At 40.7% G+C, this 11,803-nt stretch carries 13 protein-coding genes; 10 read left to right on the top strand and 3 right to left on the bottom strand.

The annotated features are described in order from the left end of the window. Positions 1 to 44 precede the first annotated feature (44 nt). Entirely contained in the window at positions 45 to 323 is a 279-nt protein-coding gene (locus tag DW650_RS01270; RefSeq protein ID WP_117921369.1) for a hypothetical protein, read from the bottom strand. Positions 324 to 353: 30 nt separating this feature from the next. Next, positions 354 to 680 carry a hypothetical protein gene (locus DW650_RS01265; RefSeq protein WP_117921370.1) on the bottom strand — a complete coding sequence of 109 codons (327 nt, stop codon included), beginning with the start codon at positions 678 to 680 and terminating at the stop codon, positions 354 to 356. A gap of 169 nt (positions 681 to 849) precedes the next feature. Here DW650_RS01265 and DW650_RS19650 point away from each other — a divergent pair, with 169 nt between their 5' ends. Next, positions 850 to 1,014, top strand: coding sequence for a hypothetical protein (locus DW650_RS19650; RefSeq protein ID WP_243102832.1), 165 nt, complete (start codon positions 850 to 852; stop codon positions 1,012 to 1,014). 148 nt (positions 1,015 to 1,162) lie between these two features. Here DW650_RS19650 and DW650_RS01260 read toward each other — a convergent pair whose 3' ends face one another. After that, the gene (locus DW650_RS01260; protein WP_117921372.1) at positions 1,163 to 1,387 is read right to left on the bottom strand and encodes a chorion class high-cysteine HCB protein 13; all 225 of its coding nucleotides are present in this window, start codon (positions 1,385 to 1,387) and stop codon (positions 1,163 to 1,165) included. A gap of 313 nt (positions 1,388 to 1,700) precedes the next feature. Between DW650_RS01260 and DW650_RS01255 the strand changes: the two genes are divergently transcribed. The 9 genes from DW650_RS01255 to DW650_RS01215 all read left to right on the top strand — a co-directional run bounded on the left by DW650_RS01255 (position 1,701) and on the right by DW650_RS01215 (position 11,782). Further along, on the top strand, positions 1,701 to 3,089 hold the full coding sequence (locus DW650_RS01255; RefSeq protein WP_015560518.1) for an isopropylmalate/homocitrate/citramalate synthase: 1,389 nt from the start codon (positions 1,701 to 1,703) through the stop codon (positions 3,087 to 3,089). Between the two features lie 10 nt (positions 3,090 to 3,099). Continuing rightward, positions 3,100 to 3,759, top strand: coding sequence for a GntR family transcriptional regulator (locus DW650_RS01250; RefSeq protein WP_117921374.1), 660 nt, complete (start codon positions 3,100 to 3,102; stop codon positions 3,757 to 3,759). 14 nt (positions 3,760 to 3,773) lie between these two features. Continuing rightward, the gene (locus DW650_RS01245) at positions 3,774 to 4,985 is read left to right on the top strand and encodes an NADP-dependent isocitrate dehydrogenase (protein ID WP_117921376.1); all 1,212 of its coding nucleotides are present in this window, start codon (positions 3,774 to 3,776) and stop codon (positions 4,983 to 4,985) included. Beyond that, the gene (gene abc-f / locus DW650_RS01240) at positions 4,982 to 6,919 is read left to right on the top strand and encodes a ribosomal protection-like ABC-F family protein (protein WP_118208874.1); all 1,938 of its coding nucleotides are present in this window, start codon (positions 4,982 to 4,984) and stop codon (positions 6,917 to 6,919) included. The genes DW650_RS01245 and abc-f overlap by 4 nt, the downstream gene beginning before the upstream one ends. Positions 6,920 to 7,044: 125 nt before the next feature. Continuing rightward, positions 7,045 to 7,698 (top strand): redox-sensing transcriptional repressor Rex, encoded by a 654-nt coding sequence (locus DW650_RS01235; RefSeq protein ID WP_118209033.1) that lies wholly within the window; start codon positions 7,045 to 7,047, stop codon positions 7,696 to 7,698. Positions 7,699 to 7,784: 86 nt separating this feature from the next. Further along, entirely contained in the window at positions 7,785 to 9,347 is a 1,563-nt protein-coding gene (locus DW650_RS01230; protein ID WP_118208873.1) for an NAD(P)H-hydrate dehydratase, read from the top strand. Between the two features lie 32 nt (positions 9,348 to 9,379). Continuing rightward, positions 9,380 to 10,549 (top strand): alanine racemase, encoded by a 1,170-nt coding sequence (alr, locus tag DW650_RS01225; protein WP_117921382.1) that lies wholly within the window; start codon positions 9,380 to 9,382, stop codon positions 10,547 to 10,549. Between the two features lie 73 nt (positions 10,550 to 10,622). After that, positions 10,623 to 10,970 carry a type II toxin-antitoxin system PemK/MazF family toxin gene (locus DW650_RS01220; protein ID WP_015560523.1) on the top strand — a complete coding sequence of 116 codons (348 nt, stop codon included), beginning with the start codon at positions 10,623 to 10,625 and terminating at the stop codon, positions 10,968 to 10,970. 83 nt (positions 10,971 to 11,053) lie between these two features. Continuing rightward, positions 11,054 to 11,782, top strand: a complete 729-nt coding sequence (locus tag DW650_RS01215; RefSeq protein ID WP_117921384.1) for a YebC/PmpR family DNA-binding transcriptional regulator — start codon at positions 11,054 to 11,056, stop codon at positions 11,780 to 11,782. Positions 11,783 to 11,803: the final 21 nt, after the last annotated feature.

Genomic DNA, 11,803 nt, shown 5'->3' with positions numbered 1-11,803 from the left:
CAGCAAGCAGATAGAAAAGGGATGGAGTGTTTCCATCCCTTTTGTCAGCTTTGTTTCCGTTCTTTCATAAGACGGATGATCTTATCCGCCTTATCCGCCTCTTCTTTCGACATGTTTTGTTTTAACAGGGCAATTAACATTTCTGTTTCCGGATCAGTAAACTGGATATTGTTTGTCTTTGCCGCATTCATGGTGCCAAGGAGAAATGGCATCATATCTTTAATATTTGTTGGCTTTTCTTTTGAAGCAAAGTTCATTAAAAACTGCAGTTTTTCGGGTGACATATTTTTCAACCCCGGATTATTCCAAAAATCATTTTCCATATTTTTCCCTTTCAAAAGATTTAAGATATTTTATGCAAAAATCGTCTCATATGTTTCCATCATGGAAATCATATTCGTAAGCATATCAAGTGTTTCGAGTTCCTTATCCGTACAGAATTTCCGGAGATCGTTCAGCATAGCAAGCGTGGAATTTTCTTCTTCGCTGACAGAGCACATAGACATGACTTTATCTTCTTGATTAAATACCTGGATGGTATTCTGTAATTCCATATATTTGATCAGAATGGCAAATTGTTTTTTCTGGTCGCCTTTCATATAAGGAATTGCTGTTTTTAACATCTGCAGTTCTCGGGTCTGTGTCATATTATCAAATGGCGTGAATGAATTTTGTTCCATAAAAATCTCCATTCTTGTGTGTGAAAAAAGTTTTTTTCACTCGAATGCCTTTTTCTTTCAGTTTATGAATCAGAAAAATAGATTATGTCAGCTATTATGCAGATTTTAGGATGGGTTTAGTGACGATGTCAGGCAGTCCGGCATAAAATAAACAGGGAGGAATAAAAATATGCTGATTATTGATGGAAATAGTGTTTATGAAATAGATGAGGAGTGTGCCAGGAGAAAGAAAGTCCCGAAAGAATGTGGAATTTATGAGAAGATGATACAACAGCAGAAATGGGAAAAAGATCAGGAATATACAGATAAAAATCAGAAAGAAAAATACTCATAATATCGATGATCTATGAATCAGGAAAGAATCCTGCCCGGAGGGCAAAAAACGTCTCGCCTGTAACGGGCAGAGACGTTTTTGGTATAAACAATAGAATGATACAGGGCGACCGGCAATACCGGCCGCCTGTATGGAATGAATGCTCAGACTAGCAGAAGCATCCTCCGCCATTTCCACCACATCCGCCGCAGCAGAAGAGAAGCAGGATGATCCACAGACAGTCATTACTGCCTCCACAGCCATTATTTCCACCACAGAATCCGCCGTTACCGCCACAGCAGCATAATAAGATGATGATCCAGAGAATGGAATTGCATCCTCCCTCGTTACAGGAACATCCACCACCACAGTTTGTTGCAGCTAAATCACTCATATAAAACCTCCAGAAATTTTTCTTACACTGTATCTTATGTGAAAGCCAGATAAGTGTTACAAATCTGAAAAAATTTTCTGTTAGGTTTAAAGGAATACACAGGATGCATATTTTAACATATTTATAACTGCAAGTTATAGAAAATATAAAATTTTATGCCTTGACAAATAAGAGAAGAAATGTATAGAATATAGAAAAAGTATAATTGTATACAATTATGCATGAAAAAATATTCACTCTAAAAGTAAAAATATGCATTCATGGCATAGGTGTCAATGGCACAAGTGCCATGGCAGAAAGAAGGATTTACGTTATGAGAGAAGTTGTAATGAATAAGAAAACGAATCTGCTGCAGCTTGAAGAGCATTTTTATCAGTTAGCAGATGTGAAAGAACCAAATGTATTCCATAATCTGTTCCCGTATGATGAGATCCCAAAGATCGCATTCAATGACCGAATTGTACCACATAATATGCCTGAAAATATCTGGATCACAGATACGACATTTCGTGATGGACAGCAGTCAAGGGCACCTTATACAACAGAACAGATCGTGACGATCTATGATTATCTGCATCGCCTGGGTGGACCGAAGGGTCTGATACGACAGAGTGAATTCTTTTTATATAGCAAAAAAGACAGAGATGCCGTCTATAAATGTTTAGAGCGCGGTTATAAATTTCCGGAAGTTACAAGCTGGATTCGGGCAAGCAAACAAGACTTCCAGTTAGTAAAAGATATCGGTCTGCGTGAGACAGGTATTCTGGTAAGCTGCTCGGATTATCATATTTTCTATAAAATGAAAATGACAAGAAGAGAGGTCATGAATCTTTACCTGAGTGTCATCCGTGAGTGTTTGGAGACAGGTATCAGTCCACGCTGTCATTTGGAGGATATCACAAGATCTGATATTTACGGTTTTGTAATTCCGTTCTGTGTGGAGCTTATGAAGCTGATGGATGAATATAAGATTCCAATCAAGATCCGTGCCTGCGATACTATGGGATATGGAGTGAATTTCCCTGGTGCTGTGATTCCGCGAAGTGTACCGGGTATCATTTATGGTCTGACCACACATGCAGGTGTACCTTCTGAACTGATCGAATGGCATGGTCATAATGATTTCTATAAAGCAGTTAATAACTCTACGACGGCATGGCTTTATGGAGCCAGTGGTGTCAACTGCTCCCTGTTCGGTATCGGAGAGCGTACCGGTAACACACCGCTTGAGGCTATGGTTTTTGAATATGCACAGTTAAAGGGAACACTCGATGGTATGGATACCACAGTGATCACAGAGCTGGCGGAATATTTTGAAAAAGAGCTTGGATATGTGCAGCCGAGCCGTACACCGTTTGTCGGCAGTAATTTTAACGTTACAAGAGCTGGAATCCATGCGGACGGACTTCTGAAAAATGAGGAGATCTATAATATTTTTGATACCGGAAAATTCTTAAACAGACCGCCATTAGTATCTGTTTCCAACACATCCGGTCTTGCAGGAATTGCTCTCTGGATCAACTCATATTATCATCTTCCGAAAGATAAGAGTGTCGATAAGAACTCAGAACTTGTAAAAAAAGTAAAAGTCTGGGTAGACAAGCAGTATGAGGATGGACGTGTTACGGTACTGACGGATAAGGAATTAGTAGAAGAAATTGAAAAATGCTGTAAGGAATTAAATGTAACAATAGGAGCATGAGGTGTCATATATGGGAGAGGATAATTATTCCTTAAGTTCCCGTGTGTTCCATACGATCCGTGAGAATATTTTATCCGGAAAATATGCGACAGACGAAGAACTGAAGGAAAAAAATATCGGCGAAGAGTTAGGCGTCAGCCGTACTCCGGTGCGTGAGGCGCTCCGCCAGCTTGAACTGGAAGGATTAGTCACCATCATTCCGAATAAGGGTGCTTATGTTGTAGGTATTTCCAAGAAAGATATTCAGGATATTTACGAGATACGGTCACGTTTGGAGGGACTGTGTGCAAAGTGGGCTGCGGACAATATCACAAAAGAGCAGTTAGATGAACTGGATGAAAATATATATCTGTCTGATTTCCATGCAGCAAAAGGAAATTCAGAACAAGTCGTGGAATTAGATAACCGTTTCCATGAGATTTTATATAACGCTTCTGACAGTAAAGAGCTGAAACATGTGCTGCTTGATTTTCATCATTACGTGCAGCGTGTACGTAAAATCACACTTGCAGATCCAAAACGTTCTGTGCAATCGAATCAGGAACACAGACAGATTGTGGAAGCATTAAAAAAACATGATGCCAATCTGGCAGAAAAACTTGCAAATGAGCATATGATGAACACCATTCACAATATGGACAATTACGGATGGGACAATTTATTTCAATAGAAAAGGAGAACATAATGGAAAAAATCAAAATGACAACACCACTGGTAGAGATGGACGGAGATGAGATGACAAGAATCCTCTGGAAAATGATCAAAGATGAATTACTTCTGCCGTTTATTGATTTAAAAACAGAGTATTATGATCTTGGATTAGAGCATCGTAATGAGACAAATGATCAGGTTACCGTTGACTCTGCCAATGCAACAAAGAAATACGGTGTTGCTGTAAAATGTGCAACGATCACACCAAATGCAGCCCGCATGACTGAATATAATTTAAAAGAAATGTGGAAAAGCCCGAATGGTACGATCCGCGCCATGTTAGATGGAACGGTATTCCGTGCACCGATCGTTGTAAAAGGGATCGAGCCATGTGTAAAGAACTGGAAAAAACCGATCACGATCGCGCGTCATGCATATGGCGATGTATATAAAGCAACTGAGATGAAGATTCCTGGAGCAGGCAAATGTGAGCTGGTATATACAGCGGAAGATGGTACAGAGACGAGAGAACTGATCCACAACTTTACCGGAGCAGGCGTTGTTCAGGGACAGCATAACCTTTGCAATTCCATTGAAAGTTTCGCAAAAAGCTGTTTTAATTATGCACTGGATACAAAACAGGATCTGTGGTTTGCAACAAAGGATACGATTTCAAAAAAATACGATCATACCTTTAAAGACATTTTCCAGGAAATCTTTGATGCAGAGTACAAAGAAAAATTTGAAAAAGCAGGTATTACCTATTTTTATACATTGATCGATGATGCAGTTGCACGTGTAATGAAGTCTGAGGGTGGTTATATCTGGGCATGTAAAAATTATGATGGAGATGTCATGAGTGATATGGTTTCAAGTGCATTTGGTTCACTTGCCATGATGACTTCTGTATTAGTTTCCCCGGATGGATATTATGAATATGAAGCTGCACATGGAACGGTACAGCGCCATTATTACAAACACTTAAAAGGTGAGGAGACATCCACAAACTCTGTTGCAACTATTTTTGCATGGACAGGTGCACTTAAGAAACGTGGAGAACTTGATTCTAACCAGGCATTATCTGATTTTGCAGAAAAACTTGAAAAGGCTTGTATAAAGACCATTGAAGATGGTAAAATGACAAAAGACCTTGCGCTGATTACTACAAATCCGAATCCGGTTGTATTAAACAGCGAAAATTTCATCAAGGCAATCAGAACAACATTAGAGGAAAGTTTAAAATGATTTTGTCATGTCAGAGTATCTCAAAGTCTTTTGGAACAGATGAGATCTTAAAAGATGTAAGTTTTCATATTGAAGCAAACGAAAAAGCAGCGATTGTCGGCATCAATGGTGCCGGCAAGTCTACGCTGCTTAAAATTATTATGGGCGAAGAAACGTCCGATACCGGTGAAGTGATCCTTGCAAAAGATAAAACAATCGGTTATCTGGCACAGTATCAGGATGTATCGGGGCACAGAACCATTTATGACGAAGTTCTTAATGCAAGAGCTGACATCCTTGAAATGGAACAGAAACTCCGCAATATGGAGTCAGAAATGAATCAGCAGACCGGTGGGGAACTGGAAAAACTGATGGAGGTTTATCATCGTCTGAGCCACGAATTTGAACTGCAGGGCGGATATGCATACCGGAGTGAAGTAACCGGTATTTTAAAAGGACTTGGTTTTTCGGACGAAGATTTAACAAAACAGATGAATGAATTGTCCGGAGGACAGAAAACCAGGGTTTCGCTTGGCAAACTCTTAGTCACAAAGCCGGATGTATTACTTTTAGATGAGCCGACAAACCATCTGGATATGGAGTCGATCCGCTGGCTTGAGAATTTTCTGCGGGCTTACAAAGGGGCTGTTGTGATCGTAGCACATGACCGTTATTTTCTGGATCGCGTTGTCACAAAAGTTGTAGAGATTTTCCAGCATAAAGCGTATGTATATCAGGGAAATTACTCGGATTTTGCGAAGAAGAAAGCAAAAGTCCGTGAAGATCTGTTAAAACAATATTATAATCAGCAGCGTGAGATCAGACATCAGGAAGAAGTTATCACAAAGTTAAAATCGTTTAACCGTGAAAAATCCATCAAGCGTGCGGAGAGCCGCGAAAAGATGTTAGACAAGATAGAACGTATTGAAAAACCGGTTGAGGACAATACAGACATTAAGATCGTGTTAGAGCCAAATGTGGTCAGCGGAAATGATGTCCTTACGGTGTCAGGTCTTGCAAAATCATATCCGCCGGTTACATTGTTTTCGGATATCTCATTCGAGATTAAACGTGGGGAGCGGGTAGCACTGATCGGCAATAACGGAACCGGGAAAACGACCATCTTAAAGATCATCAATAATCTGATACAGGCAGATGGTGGTACGGTAACACTTGGTTCGAATGTTCACATTGGATATTACGATCAGGAACATCAGCTTTTACATATGGATAAAACCATATTTGAAGAGATCTCAGATGCTTATCCAGAGCTGAATAACACAAAGATCCGCAATGTACTGGCAGCCTTTTTATTTACAAATGATGATGTGTTTAAGCGGATCTCAGATTTAAGCGGTGGTGAAAGAGGCCGTGTCTCCCTGGCAAAACTGATGCTTTCAGATGCTAATTTTCTTATTTTAGATGAGCCGACAAACCATCTGGACATTACATCCAAGGAAATTTTGGAATCTGCATTAAACCAGTATACAGGAACGGTATTTTTTGTTTCACATGACCGCTATTTTATCAATCAGACAGCAACAAGAATCCTGGAGCTGACAGGTGAAACAATTGTAAATTATATCGGAAACTATGATTATTATCTGGAAAAACATGATATTATGACGCAGTTGTATGTGAAACAGCCAGAAACTTCAGATGTGCAGCCTAAGAAACAGGATGATGCCGTTAATAAGCTCGACTGGCAGGCACAAAAAGCAGAGCAGGCAAGGATTCGTAAAATTGAAAACAGTTTAAAAAAAGCCGAGGAAGAGATTGCCGCACTTGAAAGTGAAATAAGCATGATCGATGAAGAATGTGCAAAGCCGGAAAACGCAGTTAATTCCGCAAAATTAAATGAGCTTGCAGCAAGACAGCAGGAGTGCAGGGAACGACTGGAAACTTGCTATGAAACCTGGGAAGAGCTGTCAATGCAGTTAGATGAAACTGATTGATGATATTTCCTGATAAAACAGAAAACATCTTATTGAAAAAAAGATAGTTAAATTTTTCACACATTGACAGACACAGGGGAAATCACTATAATAAACAAGAGAACGTAAGAAAGGTGGAACCTTTTGTGCAGGAAAAAGAAATATCACAGGCAGTTATCCGGAGAATGCCGCGTTATTACCGCTACCTCGGAGAACTCTTAGATGCCGGTGTAGAACGTATATCATCCAATGATCTGAGTAAACGAATGAATGTGACTGCATCCCAGATCAGACAGGATCTGAATAATTTTGGTGGTTTTGGCCAGCAGGGTTATGGTTATAATGTAAAGTTTTTATATGAGGAAATCGGTAAGATATTAGGTTTAAATGAAAGACACAATATTATTGTGGTGGGTGCAGGTAATCTTGGACAGGCACTTACAAACTATGTGAAATTTGAAAAACTTGGTTTTGTGATCATAGGACTGTTTGATGTAAATCCTGCATTGGACGGTGTGACCGTGCGTGGAATCAAAATCCGCATGCTGGATGAATTAGAGAGTTTCTGTGCAGAAAATCAGGTGGATATTGCGGCGCTTACTATGCCAAAGGAAAAGGCTGATGCCATTGCAAACAGACTAGTCGGACTTGGAATCCGCGCAATCTGGAATTTTGCGCATGTAGACCTGGAGCTCATTGATAAAAATGTTGTTGTAGAGAATGTACATCTTTCCGACAGTTTGATGCAGTTATCTTACAACATTGTCAGAAACAAAAAAGCAGAAAAAAACGGTAACTGAAAAGGGTGCCATAAATTCAGGAAGCAATTAGCTGCCGCACAGATCTTTGTGCGGCGTTTTTTGCTTATAACAGGGGGCTTATTATCATGAAGTATCTTGTAAACAGCAGGGAAATGCAAAAATATGACGCAAATACCGTTTCACATTTTAAGGTTCCGGGACTTCTTCTGATGGAGCGTGCAGCAATAACATTTGTAAATGAACTCCATAAGCAAAAAGTCGATCTCTCAGAAGTTCTTATCGTATGCGGCAGCGGAAATAATGGTGGAGATGGTCTTGCGATCGCCCGCCTTTTATTTCTGGAGGGACATACTGTTACAGTTGTTTTTGCTGGAAATAAAGATCATTGCTCGGAGCAAAACAGAATCCAGCAGGATATTTTAAATGCATATGGTGTTCCTGTCTATACGGATTTACCGGAACAGATCAGACCAACAACTGTCATAGATGCACTATTTGGTGTAGGGTTGTCGAGAGACGTGACTGGTACTTATGCAGATATATTATGTTGTATGAATACACTTCCGGGAGAAAAAGTGGCAGTGGATATTGCATCCGGAATTTCTGCAGGTACAGGTGCTGTCCTTGGTATGGCATTTCGTGCAGATATCACGATCACATTCGCATTTGCGAAATTAGGCAGTATTCTCTGGCCGGGAAATGAATATGCCGGCAGAGTGATCGTATGTGATATCGGTATCACGAAAGAAAGCTGGCTGGGAGAGACACCGTCAGTAATGGCATTGGAAACGAAAGATTTATTGCTGCTCCCGGAGAGAAAAAGTCATTCTAATAAAGGAAGCTATGGAAAACTTTTGCTGATCGCAGGAAGTGTCAATATGGCAGGGGCGGCAGTTTTATCTGCAAAAGCTGCTTACGCCACAGGATGCGGTCTGGTGCGTGTGCTGACGCCGGAAGAAAACAGGATTATTTTACAGAGCTGTGTTCCAGAGGCGGTTCTTACTACTTATGATAAAAATGCTGCTCCGGGGAAGGCTGTATTACAGGAGGCTTTTGATTGGGCAGATGCCATTGTGGCAGGTCCCGGGCTTGGGAAAGAAAAAACTGCTGCACAGATATTAAATTTTGTGTTAGAATATGGAACGTCACAGGAAAAGAAAGCAATTCTTTTTGATGCGGATGCGTTAAATCTGATAGCAGAGCAGAATGACTTACCAGAGGCAGATATCTGGAAAAATTTTAAAATCCCGGCAGTGATCACACCTCATCCCGGAGAGATGAGCCGGCTTACCGGAAAAACAGTCAATGAGATCCAGCATCATTTGCTTCAGACTGCTGCGGATTATGCAAAAGAATATCACGTTGTATGTGTCTTAAAAGACGAACATACCGTAACTGCACTGCCGGATGGTAAAAAATACCTGAATCTTTCCGGCAATTCCGGAATGGCAACAGCAGGAAGCGGAGATGTGTTAAGCGGTGTGATCGGTACACTTATGGCACAGAAAATAACACCTTACCAGGCGGCTCCTCTTGGGGTATATCTTCATGGCCTGTCCGGTGATCTTATGATACGCACAACGGGGTTACAGGGGCTTACAGCCTCAGATCTGATCTGTGGTATTAAAAAAGTTCTGAATATTTATACTACAAAGCCGATCGATAATGAACAAAAATTCGTTGAATAAAAAACGGTAAACAAAATAGATGGAGGATCAACATGAACAGATACAGCAGAGTGCATGCGGAAATCGATCTGGATGCAATTCTACACAACATGGATGCGATGCGCGGAAACATTGCAAAAGACACAAAAATTATGGCTGTCATTAAGGCAGATGGCTACGGACATGGTGCCGTAGAGATTGCAGAGACGATTGAAAAACTGGATTATCTTTATGGTTATGCAGTTGCCACGGTTGAGGAAGGACTTATCCTTCGTAATCACGGAATCCAGAAACCGATCCTGATCTTAGGATATGTATTCCCGGACCAGTATGTGGATATGATTAAAGCAGGTATCCGTCCAACCGTATTTACAAAAGAGATGGCAGAAAAACTTTCCGTTGCCGCAGCAAGTATCGGAAGAGACTGCAAGATCCATTTCGCGATCGATACCGGAATGAGCCGGATCGGTTATCAGGTCACAGAAGACGCAGCAGATGAGATGGCACAGCTTTCAAAACTGCCGCATATTATAGTGGAGGGTATTTTTACCCATTTTGCGAAAGCGGATGAAAAAGATAAGGAACCTACCTACCAGCAGATCGGTCTTTTCAAGAAAATGATCGGCATGTTAGAAGACCGTGGCGTAAGTATTCCGATTCATCACTGTTCAAACAGTGCAGGGATTGTCGATATTCCAGATGCAAATATGGATATGGTCCGCGCCGGCATCACATTGTATGGCATGTGGCCGTCAGAGGATGTAGATAAGAATGCGATCAGCCTGAAACCTGCATTGACACTGGTGACACATGTGGCATATGTAAAGGAACTTCCGGCTGGCAGAGCAATCAGTTATGGAGGAACTTATGTCACAACAGAGCCTTGCATAATCGCAACGATTCCGGTTGGTTACGCAGATGGCTATGCAAGAGGCCTTTCAAATAAAGGATTTGTTTTGATCCATGGAAAACGTGCACCGATTCTTGGCCGTGTCTGCATGGATCAGTTTATGGTTGATGTTACCGACATTCCGGATGTTAAAAATGAAGATGAAGTGATTCTCATTGGCAGAGATGGTGATGAGTGTATCACTATGGAAGAAGTCGGTGACCTGTCCGGACGATTCAATTATGAATTCGCCTGTGATCTTGGAAAACGTATTCCACGTGTTTATATCCATGGTGGAAGGATCATTGGCACGAGAGATCATTTTTCAGAATAACAGGAAGAAATGGAATACACCAGTAAAAATTGGCAATACTATCCGTAAAGTAAGAAAAATGGAGTGGAAGTATATGGTAATTAGACGTGGTGATATTTTTTATGCAGATTTAAGACCGGTGATCGGCTCAGAACAGGGCGGTGTAAGACCGGTGCTTATTATACAGAATGATGTTGGAAACAGGCACAGTCCTACCGTGATCTGCGCAGCAATCACATCCCAGATGAATAAGGCGAAGCTGCCAACCCATGTAGAACTGGACAGCAGAAAATATGATCTTGTCAAGGATTCTGTTGTTCTTTTAGAACAGCTTCGCACGATCGATAAAAAACGGTTAAAAGACAAGGTATGTCATTTAGATTCCCAGATTCTGGTGAAAATAGATAAGGCGCTTGAGGTAAGTTTAGAGTTGTATACATAAATAGACTTGCCAGAAAACGGAAATAGTGATAAAATAAAATGTATTTTTGAAGCAATAAACAAGTGAGAAAAGAGGAAGTATTTATGTCAGGACATTCCAAATTTGCGAATATTAAGCACAAAAAAGAAAAAAATGATGCAGCAAAAGGAAAGATTTTTACAATTATCGGACGTGAGATTGCCGTTGCAGTAAAAGATGGCGGTCCGGATCCTGCAAACAACTTTAAACTGGCTCAAATCATTGCAAAAGCAAAAGCAAGCAATATGCCAAACGATACGATTGAGCGTGGTATCAAAAAAGCATCCGGCGAAGGCAACTCTGTCAATTACGAGTATTGCACTTATGAGGGATATGGTCCAAGCGGAACAGCCATCATTGTAAAATGTCTGACCGACAATAAGAACCGTACCGCTGCCAATGTCCGTAACGCATTTACAAAAGGACATGGAAGTATCGGTACACAGGGATGTGTTTCCTATATGTTCGATGAAAAGGGACAGATCATTATCGCAAAAGAAGACTGTGAAATGGATGCGGATGATCTGATGATGATCGCACTTGATGCTGGTGCAGAAGATTTCTCTGAGGAAGAGGACAGCTATGAGATCATTACAAATCCGGCTGATTTTGAAGCAGTACATGCAGCACTTGAAGCAGAAAAGATTCCTATGGCAGAAGCAGAAGTTACAATGATTCCACAGAATTATGTAGAGCTGACAGCAGAAGAGGATTTAACCAATATTAACCGTATTCTTGATCTGCTTGATGATGACGATGATGTACAGGAAGTATATCATAACTGGGATGAATAAATAATATATAAAATACACAGG

It is taken from the genome of Roseburia sp. AM23-20 (assembly GCF_003470905.1).
Taxonomy (GTDB): Bacteria; Bacillota; Clostridia; order Lachnospirales; family Lachnospiraceae; genus Roseburia; species Roseburia rectibacter.
This window is presented reverse-complemented; position numbering and strand designations above follow the sequence as displayed.

Bases quoted from the DNA above. Each gene is read 5' to 3' on its own strand.
- DW650_RS01245 (WP_117921376.1), top strand. From the start codon at position 3,774: ATGGAAAAAATCAAAATGACAACACCACTGGTAGAGATGGACGGAGAT.
- DW650_RS19650 (WP_243102832.1), top strand. From the start codon at position 850: ATGCTGATTATTGATGGAAATAGTGTTTATGAAATAGATGAGGAGTGT.
- alr (WP_117921382.1), top strand. From the start codon at position 9,380: ATGAACAGATACAGCAGAGTGCATGCGGAAATCGATCTGGATGCAATT.
- abc-f (WP_118208874.1), top strand. From the start codon at position 4,982: ATGATTTTGTCATGTCAGAGTATCTCAAAGTCTTTTGGAACAGATGAG.
- DW650_RS01260 (WP_117921372.1), bottom strand. From the start codon at position 1,387: ATGAGTGATTTAGCTGCAACAAACTGTGGTGGTGGATGTTCCTGTAAC.
- DW650_RS01255 (WP_015560518.1), top strand. From the start codon at position 1,701: ATGAGAGAAGTTGTAATGAATAAGAAAACGAATCTGCTGCAGCTTGAA.
- DW650_RS01220 (WP_015560523.1), top strand. From the start codon at position 10,623: ATGGTAATTAGACGTGGTGATATTTTTTATGCAGATTTAAGACCGGTG.
- DW650_RS01230 (WP_118208873.1), top strand. From the start codon at position 7,785: ATGAAGTATCTTGTAAACAGCAGGGAAATGCAAAAATATGACGCAAAT.
- DW650_RS01265 (WP_117921370.1), bottom strand. From the start codon at position 680: ATGGAACAAAATTCATTCACGCCATTTGATAATATGACACAGACCCGA.
- DW650_RS01270 (WP_117921369.1), bottom strand. From the start codon at position 323: ATGGAAAATGATTTTTGGAATAATCCGGGGTTGAAAAATATGTCACCC.
- DW650_RS01250 (WP_117921374.1), top strand. From the start codon at position 3,100: ATGGGAGAGGATAATTATTCCTTAAGTTCCCGTGTGTTCCATACGATC.
- DW650_RS01215 (WP_117921384.1), top strand. From the start codon at position 11,054: ATGTCAGGACATTCCAAATTTGCGAATATTAAGCACAAAAAAGAAAAA.